Origin of the sequence: Desulforhopalus sp., from assembly GCA_030247675.1 — a bacterium.
Lineage (GTDB): Bacteria > Desulfobacterota > Desulfobulbia > Desulfobulbales > Desulfocapsaceae > Desulforhopalus_A.
Window position 1 is genome coordinate 52,704 of record JAOTRX010000012.1, and the last position, 19,991, is coordinate 72,694.

The 19,991-nt window shown below is 47.2% G+C and carries 23 protein-coding genes and 1 tRNA gene; 5 read left to right on the forward strand and 19 right to left on the reverse strand.

Annotated features, from left to right (window positions below):
- Positions 1–55: 55 nt before the first annotated feature.
- The 14 genes from OEL83_20275 to OEL83_20340 form a co-directional block, all read right to left on the reverse strand.
- Positions 56–646, reverse strand: a complete 591-nt coding sequence (locus OEL83_20275; GenBank protein ID MDK9709382.1) for a TetR/AcrR family transcriptional regulator — start codon at positions 644–646, stop codon at positions 56–58.
- A gap of 184 nt (positions 647–830) precedes the next feature.
- Positions 831–2,243 carry an NADH-quinone oxidoreductase subunit N gene (locus tag OEL83_20280; protein ID MDK9709383.1) on the reverse strand — a complete coding sequence of 471 codons (1,413 nt, stop codon included), beginning with the start codon at positions 2,241–2,243 and terminating at the stop codon, positions 831–833.
- A 36-nt stretch (positions 2,244–2,279) separates the two neighbouring features.
- Positions 2,280–3,824, reverse strand: a complete 1,545-nt coding sequence (locus OEL83_20285) for an NADH-quinone oxidoreductase subunit M (protein ID MDK9709384.1) — start codon at positions 3,822–3,824, stop codon at positions 2,280–2,282.
- 28 nt (positions 3,825–3,852) lie between these two features.
- Positions 3,853–5,670, reverse strand: coding sequence for a Na(+)/H(+) antiporter subunit D (locus OEL83_20290; GenBank protein ID MDK9709385.1), 1,818 nt, complete (start codon positions 5,668–5,670; stop codon positions 3,853–3,855).
- On the reverse strand, positions 5,633–5,887 hold the full coding sequence (locus tag OEL83_20295) for a hypothetical protein (GenBank protein MDK9709386.1): 255 nt from the start codon (positions 5,885–5,887) through the stop codon (positions 5,633–5,635). Before OEL83_20295 ends, OEL83_20290 begins: the two co-directional genes overlap by 38 nt.
- The gene (locus tag OEL83_20300) at positions 5,884–7,347 is read right to left on the reverse strand and encodes a monovalent cation/H+ antiporter subunit D family protein (protein MDK9709387.1); all 1,464 of its coding nucleotides are present in this window, start codon (positions 7,345–7,347) and stop codon (positions 5,884–5,886) included. The genes OEL83_20295 and OEL83_20300 overlap by 4 nt, the downstream gene beginning before the upstream one ends.
- Positions 7,348–7,364: 17 nt before the next feature.
- The gene (nuoK, locus tag OEL83_20305; GenBank protein ID MDK9709388.1) at positions 7,365–7,691 is read right to left on the reverse strand and encodes an NADH-quinone oxidoreductase subunit NuoK; all 327 of its coding nucleotides are present in this window, start codon (positions 7,689–7,691) and stop codon (positions 7,365–7,367) included.
- Positions 7,691–8,161: an NADH-quinone oxidoreductase subunit J gene (locus OEL83_20310; GenBank protein ID MDK9709389.1), complete on the reverse strand. Its 471-nt coding sequence runs from the start codon at positions 8,159–8,161 to the stop codon at positions 7,691–7,693. The genes nuoK and OEL83_20310 overlap by 1 nt, the downstream gene beginning before the upstream one ends.
- Before the next feature lie 68 nt (positions 8,162–8,229).
- Entirely contained in the window at positions 8,230–8,634 is a 405-nt protein-coding gene (locus OEL83_20315) for an NADH-quinone oxidoreductase subunit I (protein ID MDK9709390.1), read from the reverse strand.
- Positions 8,635–8,671: 37 nt separating this feature from the next.
- On the reverse strand, positions 8,672–9,667 hold the full coding sequence (gene nuoH, locus OEL83_20320) for an NADH-quinone oxidoreductase subunit NuoH (protein ID MDK9709391.1): 996 nt from the start codon (positions 9,665–9,667) through the stop codon (positions 8,672–8,674).
- Between the two features lie 13 nt (positions 9,668–9,680).
- The gene (locus OEL83_20325; GenBank protein MDK9709392.1) at positions 9,681–10,799 is read right to left on the reverse strand and encodes an NADH-quinone oxidoreductase subunit D; all 1,119 of its coding nucleotides are present in this window, start codon (positions 10,797–10,799) and stop codon (positions 9,681–9,683) included.
- Positions 10,796–11,323, reverse strand: coding sequence for an NADH-quinone oxidoreductase subunit C (locus tag OEL83_20330; protein MDK9709393.1), 528 nt, complete (start codon positions 11,321–11,323; stop codon positions 10,796–10,798). The genes OEL83_20325 and OEL83_20330 overlap by 4 nt, the downstream gene beginning before the upstream one ends.
- Positions 11,324–11,397: 74 nt before the next feature.
- Positions 11,398–11,880, reverse strand: coding sequence for an NADH-quinone oxidoreductase subunit NuoB (gene nuoB / locus OEL83_20335; GenBank protein MDK9709394.1), 483 nt, complete (start codon positions 11,878–11,880; stop codon positions 11,398–11,400).
- On the reverse strand, positions 11,865–12,290 hold the full coding sequence (locus OEL83_20340; GenBank protein MDK9709395.1) for an NADH-quinone oxidoreductase subunit A: 426 nt from the start codon (positions 12,288–12,290) through the stop codon (positions 11,865–11,867). The genes nuoB and OEL83_20340 overlap by 16 nt, the downstream gene beginning before the upstream one ends.
- Before the next feature lie 308 nt (positions 12,291–12,598).
- Between OEL83_20340 and OEL83_20345 the strand changes: the two genes are divergently transcribed.
- Positions 12,599–13,579, forward strand: coding sequence for a LysR substrate-binding domain-containing protein (locus OEL83_20345; GenBank protein ID MDK9709396.1), 981 nt, complete (start codon positions 12,599–12,601; stop codon positions 13,577–13,579).
- Between the two features lie 10 nt (positions 13,580–13,589).
- On the opposite strand, the gene truA is transcribed toward OEL83_20345, so the two are convergent.
- From truA to OEL83_20370, 5 genes are all read right to left on the reverse strand, one after another.
- Positions 13,590–14,393 (reverse strand): tRNA pseudouridine(38-40) synthase TruA, encoded by an 804-nt coding sequence (truA, locus tag OEL83_20350; protein MDK9709397.1) that lies wholly within the window; start codon positions 14,391–14,393, stop codon positions 13,590–13,592.
- The gene (argC, locus tag OEL83_20355; protein ID MDK9709398.1) at positions 14,390–15,430 is read right to left on the reverse strand and encodes an N-acetyl-gamma-glutamyl-phosphate reductase; all 1,041 of its coding nucleotides are present in this window, start codon (positions 15,428–15,430) and stop codon (positions 14,390–14,392) included. Before argC ends, truA begins: the two co-directional genes overlap by 4 nt.
- Positions 15,431–15,595: 165 nt before the next feature.
- Positions 15,596–15,988: a 30S ribosomal protein S9 gene (gene rpsI, locus OEL83_20360; protein MDK9709399.1), complete on the reverse strand. Its 393-nt coding sequence runs from the start codon at positions 15,986–15,988 to the stop codon at positions 15,596–15,598.
- Positions 15,989–16,004: 16 nt separating this feature from the next.
- Positions 16,005–16,436 carry a 50S ribosomal protein L13 gene (gene rplM, locus OEL83_20365; protein MDK9709400.1) on the reverse strand — a complete coding sequence of 144 codons (432 nt, stop codon included), beginning with the start codon at positions 16,434–16,436 and terminating at the stop codon, positions 16,005–16,007.
- Positions 16,437–16,506: 70 nt separating this feature from the next.
- Positions 16,507–16,581: transfer RNA gene (locus OEL83_20370), tRNA-Gly, on the reverse strand.
- A gap of 288 nt (positions 16,582–16,869) precedes the next feature.
- On the opposite strand from OEL83_20370, the gene hisB reads away from it, so the two are divergent.
- From hisB to OEL83_20390, 4 genes are all read left to right on the forward strand, one after another.
- Positions 16,870–17,451 (forward strand): imidazoleglycerol-phosphate dehydratase HisB, encoded by a 582-nt coding sequence (hisB, locus tag OEL83_20375; GenBank protein ID MDK9709401.1) that lies wholly within the window; start codon positions 16,870–16,872, stop codon positions 17,449–17,451.
- A 140-nt stretch (positions 17,452–17,591) separates the two neighbouring features.
- Positions 17,592–18,224 (forward strand): hypothetical protein, encoded by a 633-nt coding sequence (locus OEL83_20380; GenBank protein MDK9709402.1) that lies wholly within the window; start codon positions 17,592–17,594, stop codon positions 18,222–18,224.
- A 117-nt stretch (positions 18,225–18,341) separates the two neighbouring features.
- Positions 18,342–19,070 carry a tRNA 2-thiocytidine biosynthesis protein TtcA gene (locus tag OEL83_20385; protein MDK9709403.1) on the forward strand — a complete coding sequence of 243 codons (729 nt, stop codon included), beginning with the start codon at positions 18,342–18,344 and terminating at the stop codon, positions 19,068–19,070.
- The gene (locus tag OEL83_20390) at positions 19,067–19,990 is read left to right on the forward strand and encodes an ARMT1-like domain-containing protein (GenBank protein MDK9709404.1); all 924 of its coding nucleotides are present in this window, start codon (positions 19,067–19,069) and stop codon (positions 19,988–19,990) included. The genes OEL83_20385 and OEL83_20390 overlap by 4 nt, the downstream gene beginning before the upstream one ends.
- Position 19,991 lies beyond the last annotated feature (1 nt).

The window sequence follows — 19,991 nt, forward strand, 5'->3', positions numbered from 1 at the left end:
CATAGGTACACATCCTTAAAAGTACAAGACCAAGACGGCCAAAATGGATGAAAGGTTATTGTTTTATCGCATCCCAACAGGCATCAGACATCCGCTGCATCATAGGTTCGTCAAGTTCTATAAATCCGAATATATGGTCGCGAGTAACTGAAATGAGGCTGCCGATAAAAAAGGCAAACAAAAGGACAATAGGCAGGTCTTTGATTACTCCTGCGGCAATACCTTGTTCAAAAAGGTCTTTAATCGTTTCGTTGCCATTATCGTGATCGGTTCGCGCAAAGATTTTGTCGCGACGGAGAGCAACGCCGTAAGGTGAATCATAAAATTGGCCAAGAAATTTAAATTCCAAGGGATTAGAAATAAAAAAACTGATGAGGCTCGTGTAATAATGGTCGAGACGCTGGCGAATCGATTGATCGGTCGGGTAGTCCTCCATTAGGACCTTATTTAACCGTGTTTCGATATCATGGAAGACCTCCTTGATCAGCTGGTCTTTATCAGCGAAATACCGGTAAATAGTCCCAGTACCGACACCTGCTTTCGTGGCGATCATTGCTGTCGGAGAGCCATGAAAGCCATTCTCAGCGATTAGATCCATGGCGGCTTTGAGAATAGCTGTACGCTTGTCAATATTCGAGTTACTCATAAGTACTACCGATTTGATGACCAGAGGAAGGGGAGTGAATGTTCAGTCCATGCCTATACCGCAGAAAAAAAACCATGTCAAGAGCTATTCATGAAGGCTTGCGGTACTAAATAGCGAGGAGTCCGACAAATATTTACGGTTGCATCAGTATTGCCGGGGAATTATGTGAAAAACCGGTGGACAATCACATAACCGCTTGAACTGCTATCGTAGTAATTTCAAGAAATTTATTTGGCATAACACCCATGGCAATAATTACCACGATAAGGAAAACAGATAGCAGAGTATTCACCCGGCTAGAGGCAACCTGCCCTCTGTCCTCACTGTCCGTACAAAAAGTGACCCTTACTATGGATAAGTAATAATAGATAGCGATTGCGGTGTTCAAAGCGGCAAGAACAACCAAGAGGAGATGGCCTTGTTTGAATGCACCCAGAAGTAGGAGAAATTTACCAGAAAAACCAACGAATGGTGGGATGCCGGCCAAGGCAAAAAGCCCAATAGTCAGGGTGATGGCAAGCAGAGGGTTACGTTTGTGTAAGCCTGTAAGATCCTCTATTGCGACATTACCTCCCTGTTTAGAAACGCTACAAATCACCAGAAAACAGGCAAGATTCATAAAGGCGTATCCAATAATGTAATAAATCGCAGTGGCATATCCGGTGTCATCAAGGGTGAGCAAACCAACCAGTACGAAGCCGGCGTGGGCAATACCTGAGAATCCAAGAAGGCGCTTGGCATCCTTTTGCACGAGGGCGGAGAGGTTACCGTAAAACATGGAGAGTAGGGCGCAAAGAACCAGGATATTAACAATCACTTCCCGTTCGGCGCTGATGAGGGTCATGGTGCGGACTAAGAGGGCCACAGCAGCCAACTTCGGGACAGCTGCAATAAAGGAGGTTGTTTCATTGGCCGCGCCTTCATAGACATCCGGAACCCAAAAGTGAAAGGGAAAGAGTGCCAGCTTGTAGAAAAAACCCGAAAGAACAAGAGCAATGGCGACCAAGGCAGCAGGCTGGGTGTAAGCAAGGCTGAGCTTTTCAATTATTACGGAAAGATGTGTTGATCCGGTAATACCAAAGAGATAGCTCATACCAAAGAGCATAAATCCGGTGGCCATAACCCCAAAGAGCAAATATTTAATACCTGCTTCCGCCTGGGCACCCGAAGCGGATGCATTTTTACGCATCGGTACCATGATATAGACTGAAAAAGAAGAAAGCTCCAATGACACGAAGATTGCGAGAAGCTCAACACTGGACACAAGCATCATCAGTCCTAATACCGCCACAAACATAAAAAGATAATATTCAGACTGTACTTTCTCGGCAACACCAGCGAGCCGATCGCTAAAAACAAGAACTATTAGGGTTGTAAGTGCGATAATAAATTTAAAGAGTTGAGAAAAGAAATCGACTCTATAAGCCTGGTAAAAGAGTTCTCCTTCACTTTGCAGACAAGCCAGGGTGACGAGTACAACAAGGGCGGATAAAGTAATAGCCACGTTTTTAATCTTAGTACTGTTTGGTTTACTCAAACTAAGACAGAAAAAAACCAGGCTGACTCCTAATAATGTCAATTCGGGGAGAAATAGCATTGTATTACCCTTACGCGGTCGTTGTTGGTTATACTCTTATTGAAAAATCGATCCGGCGGCTGCAACTGCTGATTGTGCTTGATGTGCATCAAACTGTTGAAGAAGCTGGGTTACGCTTGTATGGATCAAGTCGATGAAGGGCTGCGGTCCAAGGCCGATCCAGAAAACAAAGAAGAGAAACGGTGCAAGTACTACTATTTCACGGCTATTCAGATCAGTAATCCAGGATTGATCAGGGTTATTTGTGCCGCCCCAAATAATTTTCTGGAGCATGCGCAGCATATACGCAGCAGCCAGAACCGCTCCGGGGATCGAGGCGAGGGCTAAATAGGGAAATTGCTGCAGAGCGGTGTCAAATGAGAAGGCACCGGCGATTATCATGAACTCGCCAACGAAGCTATTCGTTCCTGGAAAACCAAATGACGACAGTGAGAAAAAGGCCAGAAAGGTGATATATATCGGCATGTATTTGCCGACACCGGTCGCTGAACGAAGCTCTCTACTGTGGGTTCTCTCATAGATCATGCCAACACAGAGAAACAGCGCACCGGTGGTTATACCATGGTTGACCATCTGCAGGATAGCGCCCTCTATTCCCTGAACATTTAAAACAAAAATACCCAATGTAACAAAACCCATGTGACCGACCGAAGAGTAGGCGATCAGCTTTTTCATGTCACTTTGGGCGAGTGCCGTGAAACCACCGTAAATGATTCCGGCGATTGACAGCCAGAGGACGTAGGGCATGAGAATTATGGTTGCCTCCGGGGTTATGGGCAAGGCAAACCGGAGAAAACCGTAGGTACCCATCTTCAGCAAAATGCTTGCAAGAATTACTGAGCCGGCGGTCGGTGCCTCGACATGGGCAGCGGGTAACCAGGTATGGAAGGGAAACATCGGTACCTTGATGGCAAAAGCAAGAAAGAAGGCAAGGAACAGATAGAGTTGGGCTGTAATGGGATAATCCTTCCACATCATGTCCGGGATAAAGAAGCTGAAATTATTGGCTGAATAGAGCCAGATAATTCCAACCAGAAGGAGAATTGATCCGGCAAGGGTATATAGGAAAAATTTTATGGAGGCATAAATCTTCCTTGGACCGCCCCAAATCCCAATAAGCATATACATGGGGATCAGCATCGCTTCCCAGAGTATGTAAAAGAGAACAAAATCAAGGGCCACAAAGACGCCGATCATCGCCGTTTCCATAATCAGAAGACAGGCCATAAAGGTTTGTACGCGGGTCTTGATATAGGACCAGGATGCCAGGACACAAAATGGCATGATAAGAGTAGTCAGAAGAATCAGGAGGATGGAAATGCCATCAACACCAACGATATAGTTAATGTTAAATGAGTCGATCCAAGCATGTTTCTCCGCAAATTGGAATTTGCTGGTAGTTTTGTCAAAATCAAAAACTAATCGTAATGACAGCAGAGCGACAAAACTGGTGATAGCAAGCGTATAATAGCGGCACACTTCTTCCTGTTTAATAAACAGAAGCAGCAGGGTTCCTGCCAGTGGCAGAAATATCAGCACACTTAGAATAGGGAAGCCGGAGTTAATCAATAGTTGATCCATTACCAGTAATCCTTGAGTTCAATAGGGTTTAGAGGCAGACATAGGAAACGAGTAGAATAGCAGCAAAGGTTATCGAATAAAAGATTGTCTGCTGGATATGCCCTTTCTGCAAAACACCGGAAATTCTGCGCCCAAAAGCCTGTACACAGTGGGCAGTGCCGTCAACGACACCATCGATTCCATGCCAGTCAAACCATGACCAGAATTTTGCGGTAACCATTAACGAATAAAGACCGACAACTCGGTATGCGCATCCCCATGCATTGTCCACCCATTGGATGGGGTTCTGAGCGAGCCAGAGAAAGCCCCGGCCGGCAAAACGATAGAACCAATCCAGATCCAAACTGATGGTCGCCTTGGCACCAAGTTTATCTTTAAGAAAAATGAAAGCAATCGCGGTAAACGCGAGGATCTGCAAAGTTTCGCTGAGATGATATGATCCGTAGGGGTGGTAGGCTACCTCGGTGTTGGGGAGCATGTTATAAAGGAACGGCAGGTAGGATCCGACAAGCAAACACAAAAAGGCAGCCATGGCCATGGCCATGTGCATATTCCAAGGTGGATCCGAAGCCTTTTCTCGTGTCTCGACGGAGCAACGATCTTCGCCAAAGAATATCAAATAGGGCAGTCGGAGTCCGGCAACGAGGAAGGTACCGATTGAGACGAGGGTCAGTAAGAAACCAGCAACATAAAGGTGGGACTCAAAACTTGCCGAAATAATCATCGACTTCGAAACAAAGCCCGAAAAGAATGGGAAGGCGGAGACTGAAATCCCCCCAATCACCATAAAAAATAAGGTGTTGGGCATTCTTCTATAAAGTCCGCCTAGTTCAGTAAATTTGCTTTTTCCGGTACTGTGAATAATCGCGCCAGCGGCCATGAAAAGGAGCCCCTTGTAAAGGATATGGGCGAAAGCGTGCGCACAGGTACCATTGATAGCCAGTGCTGTTCCAATTCCGACACCAGCAACCATGTAGCCAACTTGACTAACAATTTCCCAGCCAAGCAATTTGCGGATATCATTTTCCAGCATTGCATAAATAATCCCGTATATTGCCATGACAACGCCAAGAACAATAAGTACATCAAAACCGGCAAATGCCCGGGCAAGGGTGTAGACTGCGGTTTTGGTAGTGAAAGCACACATGAAAACTGCGCCAGTAACCGTTGCCTTGCTGTAAGCGTCTGGAAGCCATGAATGAAGTGGCGGAACGGCAGCATTGAGCATAAGTCCAGCCATGATAAGCCATGTATATAGTTGCGTGTTTTGTTCCTCAAGATGAACAAAGGAAAGATCGCCGGTTACCTGGTAGCGCAGGACAAAGCCAAGCAGGAGGAGAACACCGCCAAAGGTGTGAACTAACAGGTAGCGGTAACCTGCGGCCAAGGCCCCCTCATCCTTGTTGAACCAGATAAGGAAGGTAGAGGCAAAGGCCATGATTTCCCAGAAAAGAAAGAGAACAAGGTAATCACCGCTGTAGATAACACCAAGACTGCCGGCGACATAAAACCACGCTGCAATGTGTTGCCAGTTATCTCTTACATGAAGGCCATATACTGTCCCGATGATTGCCATGAGAGACATTATAAAACCGAATATAATCGATAGTTTATCGACCCGCCCAAAGGTGAGAGTCCAATGATCCATGAAAGGGACTACGCCGTACACACCTGGATTCCAGTTGAGATACAGGACATCCAAAAACGTCAAAATCGGTACACAGCAGAGATAGAGCTTACGAAAGGGCTCTTTGATGCATGGCAGCAAAATGGCGCCAAATATCAAGATCAGGGCCGGATGAATAAAACTACTTGTCATAGTAATCCTCACGGGTCTGTATTCCACATTTTCCAAACAACCTGGCGAAGATGATCAGTACACAACAGGAAATGAGTGTGAAAATCGCCCAGAAACCTGGGATATATTTTTCCATCCAGGTGTGCGCATGGCTGGAATCGGCACCAAGAATCGTCCAGACCAGCATGATCGCGACAGCTATCATGCCGAGAATTTTCACGGTTTTCAGCCTTTCATTGAGGTAATCTATTAATTGAGTAATCATCCTGTTACCACCTTTACAAAATGCATCATAAAATCAGGGTAAATACCTATAATTATTGAGATAGCGCAGGCGATGAGAATTGGAATAAGCATCGCTAAAGGAGCTTCTTTAATGCCGGTGTACGGTTCGTTTTCCGGGCGTTTGCCAAAAAATGCCTTGTAGGTTATAGGGGCGAAATATGCGGCATTGAGCATGGTGCTGGCGATAAGAATGAGAAGTATGCCGATTTGATGTGCCTGAACCGAGCCAACCAGTAAATTCCATTTGGTAATAAAGCCGGCAACGGGCGGTGCGCCAATCATGCTGAGAGAGGCAATGGCAAAGGCGCCGAAAGTAAAAGGCATAGTCTTGCCGAGCCCTTCCATTTCCGAGATAAGTTTCTTGTGAGTTGCCACATAGATAGCACCGGCGCAAAAGAACAGGGTGATCTTCGAAAAGGCATGGTTAACAATATGAATCAAACCGCCTTGAATACCAGGCTCGGTAAGGAGGGCCACACCCATGACGATATAAGACAGCTGGCTGACCGTTGAATAAGCAAGCCGCGATTTCAGGTTATCTTTCGAAAGCGCGATTACTGAAGCAGCAATTACGGTAAAACCAACAAAATAGGCAGTCGGTATTCCGAGGTTTAATGCATGCATGGTATCGGTGCCGAAAACGTACAGCATAACCCTCGTAGTGCAGAAGACACCAACCTTGACAACTGCCACCGCGTGAAGCAAGGCTGAAACCGGGGTTGGAGCAACCATTGCCCCCGGTAACCAATGATGAAAGGGCATTATACCATTCTTAGCAAACCCGAATATACAGAAAATATAGAGCATTATCACCAAAGTAGAGTTCACACTTTGGGGGAAAATGCCGGTTGAGATGTTCGGGGCAAAATCCAGGGTTCCCGTCAGCACATAAATCAAAATCATAGCCGGCAGGAGAAATGCCTTGGCGGTCGCGGTCAGATACACCAGATATTTTCGACCACCATTGTACCCCTCATCATCCTGATGATGGGCAACCAGCGGGTAGGTGCACACCGAGACGATCTCATAAAAGAGGTACATGGTAAAAAGGTTGTCGGAAAAGGCAACTCCAATAGCCCCGAATATAGCCAGGGCGAAACAGGCATTAAAGCGAGTCTGGGCATGTTCCTTGAGGCCGCGCATATACCCCATAGAGTAAAAGACCGCTATAGTCCAAAGCGATGACGCGACAAGGGCAAAAATCATCGACATCGAGTCGGCACGCAGAGTAACGGACACTCCCGGCAAAATGGTGAACATTTTAAAGATCAATGTCTTGCCATTCCAAACGGCTGGAACCATCGAACCTACGACCAGTAAAAGCAGGATGGACGAGACAGAAGAAATCGCCTCTCTGATGTTTTCCTTGTCACCCTTCAGCATTACTCCCAAAGTACCGACGAGAGGGATGAGCAGAGCTAAAAGCAATTTATAATCCATTCCCAATGGCTCCATGACTAACCTTTAAGTTTCGCGGTGTCTTCCGCGTCGATAGATTTGAAGTGCCCGTAGACAGCAATGATAATGCTTAATCCAATGGCTGCTTCTGCAGCAGCAATTGCCATAATGAACAAGGTGAAAATTTGTCCAGCAACTGGATCCGGTGCAGTAAATCTGTTGAATGCCATGAAGTTAACTGAGGCACCGGCGAGGATCAATTCCGCAGCGATAAGCATGCCGATCAGGGTTCGACGAGTAACAATGCCATATAATCCCATGCCGAAAAGCATCGCACCGATTACCAAGTAGGTATTCAAGTCATTGTATAATCCAAACAAAGACATTAGTTTTCCCTCCCTTGCCGGGCTATTACAAGAGCTCCGATGATTGCCACAAGTAGAACAATAGAGATAAGCTCAAACACCATTGAATATTCTGTCAAAAGCTGCAAGCCGATGCTTTTCATCGATCCGTCAGTAATTTTCTGATGTACCGGCCATTCCGTTTTAAGAGCAAGGACGGTAAATCCTCCGGTACAAAGGGCAGCGGTCGAGAAGCCTAAAGGTCCGGCAAGAACACTGGAAGGCCCAACCTTCTTTTTTTCTTCAGGAGCTGCAAGCATGATAGCAAATGAAATGGTTACCGCCACCGCGCCCACATAAATGAGGATTTGCATCATTGATACGAAAGGGGAGTTGAGGAAGAAGTAGAGCGCGGCAACACCAATGAAGCAAACAACCAGCCCTGCTACCGAGCGGACAAGTCTTTCGGAGTTGCAGGCAATCAGGCCACCGATCAGGGTAATTGCCACCATTATTAAGAAAACTATTCCAACCAGGCCTTCGACGCTGAAAAGAGCCGGGGAAGTAAGAGCAGATGGATTCATTTATGCCTATCCTCCAGACGTTTCAGAAGATCAAAATAGAAATCTTCTTTTTTGGTGCTTGCCAGGTTGTAATCTTTGGAAAAGTCAATGGCACCGAAAGTACACGATTCCACACAGGATCCGCAGAGTGAGCACTTGGTGAAATCGAGCTGATACTTGGTGAGAACCTTCTTCTTCCCACCTTCTGGTTTCTCCCCGGCAAGAGATATGCAATCTGAAGGGCAGGCCTTCTCACATAAACCACATACCACACACTGGGGATTGCCCTCCTCATCTTCGACGAGCTCAATATGTCCCCGGTACTTTGCAGACATTGTCAGCGTTTCATATGGGTATGACACGGTAACCGTCGGTTTGAAGAATTCCTTGAAGGTGATCCCCATACCAATGAACAGGCTCATCAAGCCATTGAAAATCTCCGAAAAATAAGCAACCATCTCAAAATACCTTAATTAATCCTGCAGTAAGCAGCAGGTTGAACAGGGAAACCGGAATAAGAATTTTCCAGCTGAGATTCAAAAGGCCGTAAATGGTCGTGCGAGGAAATGTCCAGCGAATCCAAATAAAAGTTGCGATCAGCAGGTACAATTTTAAGATAAACCACCAAATTCCCGGGAAGAGCCCAAAGGGACAGGACCATCCGCCGAGGAAGAGGATGGTGGTCATACAGGAGCCGACGACGATATTGGCATATTCCCCCATGAAGAAAAGACCAAAGCCCATGCTGCCGTATTCAGTATGAAAACCGGCGACGAGCTCGCTCTCGGCTTCGCCAAGATCAAAGGGAGCCCGATTTGTTTCGGCAAGTGTGCATATGAAGAAGATAAGAAAAGAGGCCGGCATTAAGATATTATGAGAGTTGCCGAGCAGAGGGAAAATATTCCAGTGCAGGATGGAGGCGCTTTGCTGTTGCACAATTTCCATGAGATCCGTCGAGCCGGCAATCATAACCACGGTGATAGTGGTGATAAGCATTGGGATCTCATAAGCTACAGCCTGGGAAACCGCGCGAACGGAAGACATCATCGAATATTTATTCCGTGAGCTCCAGCCGGCGTACAATAACGACATGCTGCCCATGGAGGCGAAAGCAAAAATCATCAGCACGCCAACATTCATGTTCTTGGCAACCACTGAATCACTGAATGGGATCGTCACAAAGCTCATGATTGCCGGAAACATCGCCAGCACCGGAGCAGCTATAAACATTATTTTATCTGCACCGCCGGGAATGGTCAGCTGTTTGGCCATCAATTTAATGCCATCAAGAGGCGGTTGGAGCAGGCCAAAGGGTCCGTTGATGTTTGGCCCAGGACGCCTCTGGATGCGCGCCGCACCTCTTCGTTCGGCCCAAACCAGGTATGCTGCATTGAGGGCTGCGAAGGCAATGGCCAGAATAACCGCCACAATGACATTCAGTAGAGTTAAGCTCATAGTTCTATCCTTATTACCTGTCTATTTCCGGAATAACCAGATCAAGACTTCCCATAAATGCCAATGCATCCATAATCATCATACCTCGGCAGGCCTCATCAAACAGATGCATGTTAGAGTATGTTGGCGAGCGCAGCTTTAAGCGATACGGGTTCTTCCCTCCATCACTGACCAGACGGACACCGAAGCTCCCCCGAGCTGTTTCTACCGCCTGGTAGTAATCACCAGCTGGCGGTTTGATAATTTTTGGTTTTTTCTCCGGCATAATCGGACCGCCGGGCAGTTTGTCGAGGCCCTGTTCGACAATACGCAGCGACTGTTCGATTTCAGCCATGCGCACCATATAGCGGGCCAGAGAATCACCCTCATGATAAACGGGAACATCAAAATCAAACTCCGGGTATACAGAATACGGCTCATTTTTGCGCACATCAAAGTTGATGCCGGATCCTCTGGCAACAGCGCTTGATGCGCCGTATTTTCTGCACATTTCTTTACTGAGAGGGGCAATACCTTCAAGCCTCTTCCGGAAGATAATATTTCCCGTAACCAACTTATGGTATTTGGCAAGAGACTTGCGCATGCGAGGAATGAAGCGCCTGGCGGCCGATATAAAATCGTCATCAACATCATTATACAATCCACCAAAACGGAAATAGCAATATGTCAGGCGCGATCCGGTCACTGCCTCAAGCATGTCAAGGATATGTTCGCGATCCTGCAATGCGTACATTAAAGGGCTAAATCCCCCAAGGTCCATGACAAAGGCACCGAACCAGAAAAGGTGTGAGGCAATGCGGTTCAATTCGACCATGATCGCCCTGATATATTCGGCCCGTTCGGGAACGACAATTCCGGACGCCTTTTCGATAAGCAAGACATGTCCATGGCTGTAGCCAAGCGCTCCGAGGTAGTCCATGCGGCTGAGGTTCATGAGGAACTGCGGATAGGTCTTCAGCTCGCCCATTTTCTCATGCATACGGTGGATGTATCCAATGACTGTTTCGGCGTTAACAATATATTCTCCGTTCATTTCCATCTTGACTCGCAAAACACCGTGAGTCGCGGGATGTTGCGGGCCAACATTAAGAATGAAGGTCTCGTCCGGTTGGAGCACTATGGGAGAATTCATGCCTTGAAATCCTTTAAAAGAGGGTGAAAATCTGCATCTTCCGGAAGGAGGAGAGGAATGAGATGGGGATGGCCAGAAAATTTGATTCCAAAGAAATCATGGGTTTCACGCTCATGCCAGTTTGCACCCGCATACACCCCTGTTATGGTAGGAACAACTGGAGCTTTGCGATCAACTCTCGTACGAATTACCACACGGCATAGGTCAAAGTCATAACGGCAAAAATCGTAGACGACCTCTAACTGATTGTCGGCAATCCAGTCCACACCAGTTATGCTTTCTAAAAAGAATTCAGCATCGTCAAGAATAGTAACCGCTTCAACTAATTGAGCGGTGGATACCTGGGCATCCAAATGATAGCCATGTATGGAATAATCACGTTCCATCAACCCATTTTCACGAGGCGGAGTTGGTGTTTTGGTCTTGGCACCCTGTTCGTCTTCGGGGGGTGGTGCAGGGGTTGGTACCGGTTCAATCGCAGGAAAGAGACTCTGCAGAGTCGATTTCAATTTTTCACAAATCATTTTCTTATGCTCCAAGGGAGACTCGTAAAAATCCTCATCAATGGTAATGGTTTTGTTGGCAAGCCGCTTGAAAACTAAGCAGCTTCAGGGTTTTTCCATCTTTTCCAACCGGAAACCAGATGCTCGAGTTCTATAATTCCTTGCAAAAGTGCTTCTGGGCGAGGCGGACATCCAGGGATGTACACGTCGACAGGCAGAAACTGATCAGCACCTAAGATAATGCTGTATTGCCCCTCAAAAGCAAAAGGCCCGCCGGAAATGGCGCAGTTGCCAAGTGCCATAACCCATTTCGGTTCGGGCATTTGATCATAGAGCGTCTTAATGCCCGGCATCATTTTTTTGGTGATAGTGCCGGCGACGATCATAACGTCGCTTTGCCGGGCAGAAGGACGGAAAACCTCAGCTCCGAACCGTGACATGTCGAAACGGGCGCAGCCGGTTGCCATCATTTCGATAGCACAGCAGGCGATACCAAAGGTTAGGGGCCAGAAAGAATTGACCCTGCCAATGTTGATAAGTTTGTCTGCCAGGGCAAATTGTACTACTGACGAAGGAATGTCTTGCGTTCCCACTTAAATACTCCCTTAATCCATGCATAAACTAATGCGAGTGACAGTATACCGACAAAAAGGACTATTTCCACAAAATCACGGATAGAAGACGCAAAAAGTGCGTCATTAAAAGCAATGGCAACAGGAAAGAGGAAAAGCACATCAACATCAAAGGCTAGAAAGATCAGGGCATACAGATAGAAAACCACCCCATAGCGAATCCAGCTGTCGCCAATGGGATCCATGCCACACTCAATAAACTGGCTGGCTTTATTACTTAACTGCCTGGTTTTTCGGGGCATGAACAGATAGACAATGGCAATTGGACCGAGTGCAAAAGCAAGTCCGCCTAATGTGAACGAAGCAATCCACAGAACATGCTCCAGGTAAAGAAAAGTATTGAACTGGTTTTCCATAGTGAACTCCCCTAAGTGACAACATCGGCAGTGATGATGTTGTGAATTTACTACAATGACGAGCAATGCACTTCAATTTTATTGATCCGGCGCATAACTTAAATAATTGTAACAGGTGTGTCAATAACAAATTCACACATTAGAATTTGTAATTATTTTACTGTCTTGTCCAGCTATTGCCTCGAAATACTTGATTAAAAAAGGAGCTTGTTAATATACTAACAAATGCTATAGTGCCAGAGGTTGTAAAAATTATTTCACAACGAAGGTAGACAAAAAAATCATTAATTGGTGTTTGGAGTCACGCTATGTCGATCACTTTGAGACAGCTTGAAATATTTATCGCAGTTGCTGAAACTGCGCAAGTAACAAAAGCAAGTAAGAAACTTTTTGTTACCCAGTCTGCTGTAAGTATGGCTTTGGCTGAGTTGGAAAATCAGCTTGGAGGCTCGCTTTTTGACAGGCACGGCCGAAGTTTGCTGCTGAATGCCAGAGGAAGATTTCTTTTGCCCCTTTCTAAAGATATTATCTGCCAGGTTGGAAATATTGAAACGGTCATGTCGGAACGTAATGATAAACTTGACGGATGTATAGAGGTTGTGGCTAGCACTACCTTAGGAAACTATATCCTACCGTACCTTATTGGGGCCTTCAAAAGGGTTCATCCGAATGTTCACGTCAATATGCTGGTATATAACACAAGACATGCAGAGCAGATGGTTTTTGATAAGGAAATGGATATTGGTTTCGTTGAAGGTCCACTTTCTGGTCGCGAAGAGATTCTGTTCCGCCCTTGGTTTGAAGATGAGCTGCTCGTTCTTTGTGGACCAACTGATCCACTTGCTCACAATGAGATGTTTGATATTACTAAAGATCTCAAAGGGAAGAAATGGATTATGCGAGAAAAGGGTTCCGGTACCGCAGCGACTATTCGGGAAAAATTTGGAAAATATATGGATGAAGTCCATGTGGTGATGGAAATGGGCCACCCTGAGGCGGTAAAAAGGGCGGTTGAATCTGGAGCTGGTATAACGTGCCTCTCTGCTTTGTGCATCTGTCGGGAAGCTGAAAACGGATGGTTAAAGGGATTGAAAATCGAAGGCTTGGATATGCGCCGGCAGTTGAAAATTATACAAAGAAAAGACTTGGTGATCAGCGATGCTCTTGCGGAATTTCTTGCTTTCTGTGATGTGATGTCGATCTGTGACGATTCGAGGGTATGCTTATCCTCGCCATGGAAGCTACAGTCTCTTTTAGCAAGACACTCAGCCCTAAAAAAGACGCACTAATCAAAACCTGCTATTCATACAGTACTTTCTTCAAATGGAGGCCATGGGCCGGTGCCGTGGGGCCTGCCGTTGATCTGTCTTTTGCCGCGAGAACCATGGCAAACTCCTCCGAAGTTATCTTGCCTTTGCCTACCTCAAGCAATGTTCCGACAAGATTACGGATCATGTTGCGAAGGAAACCGTCCCCTTTGAATTGCAGGAAAATGAGGTCCGGTGATTCTTCCAGGAGCCGGGCAATGTGAATGGTTCTAACCGCTCCTCGTCCGGCAGACGCATCCTTGTCACGCGACCCACTGTTTTCAAAGGAAGAAAAATCGTGGGTGCCTTGCAGCTTAGCCAGGCAAAGCTTTATGGCGGGGAGATCAAGTGGGCAGGTAACGTGCAGAGTATGCAGACGGAGTCGTGGCGGGTGGATCTTGCCAGTGTAGATTTCGTACTGATATTCTTTGCCAACAGCAGAAAATCGGGCATGGAAGGAGGCGGCAACTACTTCAGTGCTCAGGATTCTGATGGCACCGGGAAGCATTGCGTTCAAGCCGCGCTGGAATTCTTCGCAGGATATTTGCGAGTTGGTTGTGAAATGGGCGACCATGCCATCTGCATGGACGCCGGCATCAGTACGGCCTGCCCCATTTAAAAGCACATCTTCACCGGTCATTCGAACGAGAAGATGCTCTATTTCTCCCTGGATGGTGCGGGTATGCTTTTGACGTTGCCAACCGCTATAGTCGGTGCCATCGTAGGCGATCAACAGTTTTATATTCCGTGGTGCGTAAACATCACCGGAACGTATACTGGGACCCGCGCTACTCACGGGAAGAATGGTACAATTCCAAGGCCGTCAGTTTCTGCAAATCCGCACATGATATTCATGTTCTGCACAGCCTGGCCAGATGCACCCTTGACGATGTTGTCAATGGTTGACATTACAATTATCCGCTCGGTGGCCGGGTCGATTTTAAATGAAATGTCGCAGAAATTTGAGCCTCTGACATATTGGGTCGCTGGAAAATCATCTTCTTTCAATAAACGAATAAAGGGCTCGGAGCTGTATTGATTGCGATAGATTTCGGTGATGTCCTTGGCAGTGAGACCACGAGCAAGTGAGGCATAGACAGTGCTCAAAATCCCCCGAGATATGGGGAGGAGATGGGGGGTGAAGGTGACTTTTACCGGTTGTCCGGAGAGCACGCTGAGCTCCTGCTCGATTTCCGGGGTGTGACGATGCGCACGGCCGACTTTATAGGGCCTGAATCCATCATGGACTTCGCAGAAGAGAGAGCCGGTTTGAACAGCTCGGCCGGCACCCGAGGTGCCGGATTTCGAGTCGGCAATAATAGTTTGCGGTAGAATTACTCCCGCCTTCAGCAATGGAGCAAGGCCAAGAATAATAGAGGTGGGATAGCAACCCGGGTTGGCAAGGAGTCGGCAACCCGCGATGTCTTGCCGATAGAGCTCTGGCAAGCCATAAACCGCTTCCTGTAAAAATTCACTTGATGAGTGCGGTTGGTACCACTGTTCGTAAACAGCAAGGTCACGTATGCGAAAGTCGGCGGAAAGATCGATGACTTTTTTGCCGGCGGCAAGAAATTTCGGTACCAAATCCATCGCCGTTTTATGGGGTACTGCGGTAAAGAAAACATCGGCTTTTTGGCACACCTCTTCCACAGACAGGTTTTCACAGATCACATCAACCTTTCCTCGGAGGTTGTGAAAGATATCTGCAAGTGGATGTCCGGCATATTGCCTTGAGGTTGCCACGCTTATCGTGACATGAGGATGGTTGCAGAGTATCCTGGCGAGTTCAGCACCGGTGTATCCCGATGCCCCGATAATTCCAATTTTTATCATAATGGGAGTTCTCCCTAGGAAAAGGTAATGTGCACGATAAGGGGAAAACAAAAAAAGGGGAATGACAGTAAAACCGTCATTCCCCAGATGAATCTCTTTGGGCGAGCACACATTTCTGCGCGCCGCTGAGCGAGTCGGAAAAGCGAAGCAGTGTCTCGATAAATTCTAACGTTTCGAGAACTGGAACTTGGCCCGGGCGCCCTTTTGACCGTATTTTTTCCGCTCTTTCATACGGGGATCTCTGGTAATCAAGCCGGATTGTTTCAGGGGTAAGCGATTCTCCGGGTTGGTTTCGAGCAATGCCTTGGAGATACCATGACACAAGGCATCAGCCTGAGCAGATTTCCCTCCGCCGCGCAAGGTAGCGACCACATCATACTGATCAGCGGTTTCAGTAACCCTGAATGGCTTTACAATTCGTTGATTCTTGAAGATCTGTCCAAAGTAGGCATCAACTTCCATCTCATTTACTATCATCTTGCCGGTTCCAGGGGTAAGCCAAACCCTGGCGACGGCATTTTTTCTTTTTCCGGTGGCATAAAAACGATCTTGAGCCATAAGTATTTCTCCAGGATTAAATATCTAATTCATCAGGTTGCTGCGCTGCATGAGGATGATCGGTTCCAGCGTAAATCTTCAGTTTTTTCAGCTGAGCACGGCCAAGTTTATTCTTTGGAAGCATTCCCCGCACGGCGTGCATGATCAAGTCGGTAGGGTGTTTTACCAGGAGATCTTTGGCTGAGGTTTCTTTCAGGCCACCCATATACCCGGTGTGACGGTAGTACTTTTTGTCGGCAAGCTTATTACCGGTCAGGGCGATCTTTTCTGCATTGGTGACGACAATGAAGTCGCCATTGTCAATAAAGTTGGAAAAAGTAGGCTTGTGCTTACCACGCAGCCGATTGGCAATCTCAGAAGCCAGACGGCCGAGAACCTTGTTCTCCGCATTGACAACGTACCACTTCTTTTCGATCTCGTTGACAGGGGCAAGATAGGTTTTCATTATTTCCCTCGGATGGTCGATCTTTTTTAATAAAAAAAGGCCCGAACAGTGTCGAACCTTTTATACTTTATAGTGGAGCGGGAAACGAGATTCGAACTCGCGACTTCAACCTTGGCAAGGTTGCACTCTACCACTGAGTTATTCCCGCTTGTTTTGTTATCCTGTATCAAAACTGGGGTGTTTATACAAGTTCTTCTTTTGGGTGTCAATTAAAAAAACGATTGAGCTAAGTTTTCCAATATAATTGTTTTCTTCTCTGCTGTCACGAAAAAATAGAGAAGGTTTCCGCTGTTTCGGGTATGCTGTTACCATGGTGGGCGATCCTTTTTTAAGGGTCGGGCAATGGCTATTGGTCGTTTGTACTTTGGCGTATCAATAGAAGAATTAGAACTTCCTCAATTTCTACCGGTAAATGATTATGCAACGGCAGAACACAATTAGAAAGGCGGTCATTTCACGAAAAACCGGTGAAACTGATATTGAGTTGGAATGCAACATCGATGGAACCGGGGAAAACAATGTGAAAACGGGCGTGCCGTTTCTCGATCACATGTTGACCCTCTTTGCTGTGCATGGTTTTTTTGACCTGGTAATAAAAGCGAATGGCGATACTGAAGTGGATGATCATCACTCTGTTGAGGATATCGGTATTTGTCTTGGCAAGGCCATTGCCGAGGTCTTATCGGACAAACGAGGTATAGCTCGTTATGGCAGTTGTTACTTGCCTATGGATGAAACACTTGTACGGGTGGTTGTCGATATTTCTAATCGACCGTTTCTCCATTACGGGGTTATAGTCAATGAACAAAAAATTGGTGCCTTTGATACTGTATTAGCAAAGGAGTTCTTTCGAGCTGTGGCCCAGCACGCTGGTCTGACTCTGCATATTGACCTCTTGCATGGGGAAAATGGCCATCATATAATAGAGGCAATTTTTAAAGGTTTTGGCCGTGCCTTGCATATGGCGGTCACCAAGATATCGATCGATGGGCCGCTTTCATCAAAAGGCTGTTTGTAAGAAGTGTTGGCAAGAAGGATTGGCTAGGAGTTCGCCGCTACTTATACCGCAAGGGCATAAGTTACGTTTATACCACAAGGGCATAAGTTTCGTTTGAGCAGGCAAGCTGCTTAACTCAGCTTTAATTTAAAGGTGATTTCGTGAGAAAAATATTCAAGATATTAGTCGGTAGCACTTGCTGGTTAGCATTGTTAATGTCGTGTTCGGCCAATATAGATGAAAGTAAGCACTCTCAAGCTCCTTTGCAGCCGCTTTCTTGTATTGCCGTTTTACCGGCTGGCTCAGCTGTCGACAAAGATGAGATACCTGGTATGGAACAGGCTAATTCCTTAGGAAAAGGTGCTGTTTTTGCAACCGAAATACTCGCTCGTGAACTGGGAACAAACCCCAAGGTGCGTGTCGTGACTGCCAATCACGCGGCAGCACTGACACCGGAAGTCTCCGGCGGTATATTTGGAATGGTTTCTGCTATCGGCAAGAAAGTTGGCTGTGACGGGGTGCTGGTGACGACGGTTCGGCGTTTTAAACAACGCGAGGGAACTGAATTTGCCTCCGATGACCCGGCTTCCGCTGATGTGCATATGGCCCTGATTCATGCAAGCAGCGGTGCGGTGCTCTGGGCTGCCGATTTTCGCGAAACGCAGGAATCTCTACTCGATAATGTTCTTACCTTCGACAAGGCCCAGACCCGTGGGTTTAAATGGATAAGTGTTGAAGAAATGCTTGACCAGGGTATTACCGAGCGCTTAGCGGCATGCCCTTATCTCCATTAATCGGCATTAGAAAAAAATTAACCTGCGGCCATTTGCCGCCGCAGGTTTCCGTTCCAGTGAAGTTGTCTCTACCACTGCTTAAGCACCCTTTTCGAGTATTTCTCCATCTTACCGACAATGAGCAATAGCTACCGGCTGCCAGCCCGGCTAAATCGAAAAATTGGCCAGGCGATGCATGATTACTCGATGTTTTCTGCTGGTGACAAGGTCTTGGTTGCTGTTTCCGGCGGGGTGGACAGCCTTACCCTTGCCTGTGTTCTCTGTTTATGGCAAAAAAAGGCGCCGATTCGTTTCACCCTCATCATGCACCATATCGATCATGGCTTCTGGCAAAAAGATGTGGTCCCGAAGGCACCCTCGGCAACTATCGGTGCACAGTTGCAATCCTTTGGTATTCCACTGGAAATTACTACTGAAAAAGAGATTGGCGAGGAACTGCGGACATGTTTTCTCTGTGCCCGCAATCGCCGCAGCCAGTTGTTTGACCTGGCCAGATCCCTGGGGTGTAACAAGATTGCCCTTGGCCATCACAAAGACGATCTTATTGAAACTTTTTTCCTCAACGCCATCTATAGCGGCAATATTTCCACTATGGTTCCTCGCCAGGATCTGTTTGGGGGGACTCTGTCAATCATTCGGCCGATGGCCTATCTCGAAAAACATGAGGTGCGACAAATTGCCGAAGAATTGCAGCTCCATCCGGTGAAAAATTCGTGCCCCCTGTCTGATGATACTCGCCGGGAAAAGGTCCGCGCCTTGCTGGAAAGGCTCTACCACGATGAACCTCAGGCAAAAAGTTCGGTATTTGCCGCCCTTTCAAACGTTCGCCGGGAGTATCTCTTGTGAAGACCGATGCCGAATGCCTACCCTGTTTTATCCGACAAGCACTGCAGGTTGCCAAGGTTGCCGGATGCTCTCCGGCAGTACAGATGGAGGTTGTAAAAAAAGTGGCGGAAATTGTTGCCGGTCTTGATAGCGAGCTTGATCCGCCTGCCAACGCCGAATACGTGTACCGTGCCATTGCCGCAGTTACCGGCAACGACGACCCTTACCGGCAGTTGAAAATTGCCAGCAATGAACAGGCTCTGAAGATTATTCCGGCCATTTCTCATGAAATAGAGGGGGGCGGGGGGAAATTGGCGGCCATTGTCCGTTTTGCGATCGCCGGCAATTGTATCGATTACGGCGCTTTTGCCTCCGTTGATATCCTCGGTGCCTTGGATGCTTGCCGCAACAACCCATTGGCGGTTGATCACATCGCCCATCTGCAGGAACGAATCGAATCCCTGGCCAAAGGCGCCGAAGTGTTATACCTTGCCGATAATAGCGGCGAGATTGTTTATGACCGGCTCCTGATTAAGTACCTTTTTGAGCGCGGACTTAAAATTACCCTCGCCGTTAAGGACGGCCCGATAATCAACGATGCCCTGCTGGAAGATGCCCGCGCCGCCGGCCTTGACAGTTTTGCCCGGATCATTTCCAATGGTTCGCGATGTCCTGGTACGGTATTGCCACGTTGCTCCGAGGAATTCCGGCGGCTCTTTGCTGCGGCCGACCTGGTTATCTCCAAAGGTCAGGGTAATTTCGAGAGTTTGTCGGAAGAAAGCCGGGAGATTTTCTTCCTGCTCATGATCAAGTGTGGGGTGGCTGCCAAACACATCGCCGAACTCTCCGGGATCAACGGAGAACATCTGCCCGGAAGAGGCGAGATGGCCCTATATTCCTCGGCTCTGAGGCAACAGCACCCAAAAACCCATAAGGGGTAAT

Coding starts and splice junctions, on each gene's coding strand:
- OEL83_20275 (MDK9709382.1), bottom strand. CDS start 646: ATGAGTAACTCGAATATTGACAAGCGTACAGCTATTCTCAAAGCCGCC.
- OEL83_20280 (MDK9709383.1), bottom strand. CDS start 2,243: ATGCTATTTCTCCCCGAATTGACATTATTAGGAGTCAGCCTGGTTTTT.
- OEL83_20285 (MDK9709384.1), bottom strand. CDS start 3,824: ATGGATCAACTATTGATTAACTCCGGCTTCCCTATTCTAAGTGTGCTG.
- OEL83_20295 (MDK9709386.1), bottom strand. CDS start 5,887: ATGATTACTCAATTAATAGATTACCTCAATGAAAGGCTGAAAACCGTG.
- OEL83_20300 (MDK9709387.1), bottom strand. CDS start 7,347: ATGGATTATAAATTGCTTTTAGCTCTGCTCATCCCTCTCGTCGGTACT.
- nuoK (MDK9709388.1), bottom strand. CDS start 7,691: ATGTCTTTGTTTGGATTATACAATGACTTGAATACCTACTTGGTAATC.
- OEL83_20310 (MDK9709389.1), bottom strand. CDS start 8,161: ATGGTGGCAATTACCCTGATCGGTGGCCTGATTGCCTGCAACTCCGAA.
- OEL83_20315 (MDK9709390.1), bottom strand. CDS start 8,634: ATGAGCCTGTTCATTGGTATGGGGATCACCTTCAAGGAATTCTTCAAA.
- nuoH (MDK9709391.1), bottom strand. CDS start 9,667: ATGAGCTTAACTCTACTGAATGTCATTGTGGCGGTTATTCTGGCCATT.
- OEL83_20325 (MDK9709392.1), bottom strand. CDS start 10,799: ATGAATTCTCCCATAGTGCTCCAACCGGACGAGACCTTCATTCTTAAT.
- OEL83_20330 (MDK9709393.1), bottom strand. CDS start 11,323: ATGATTTGTGAAAAATTGAAATCGACTCTGCAGAGTCTCTTTCCTGCG.
- OEL83_20340 (MDK9709395.1), bottom strand. CDS start 12,290: ATGGAAAACCAGTTCAATACTTTTCTTTACCTGGAGCATGTTCTGTGG.
- OEL83_20345 (MDK9709396.1), top strand. CDS start 12,599: ATGTCGATCACTTTGAGACAGCTTGAAATATTTATCGCAGTTGCTGAA.
- argC (MDK9709398.1), bottom strand. CDS start 15,430: ATGATAAAAATTGGAATTATCGGGGCATCGGGATACACCGGTGCTGAA.
- rpsI (MDK9709399.1), bottom strand. CDS start 15,988: ATGGCTCAAGATCGTTTTTATGCCACCGGAAAAAGAAAAAATGCCGTC.
- OEL83_20385 (MDK9709403.1), top strand. CDS start 18,342: ATGAGCAATAGCTACCGGCTGCCAGCCCGGCTAAATCGAAAAATTGGC.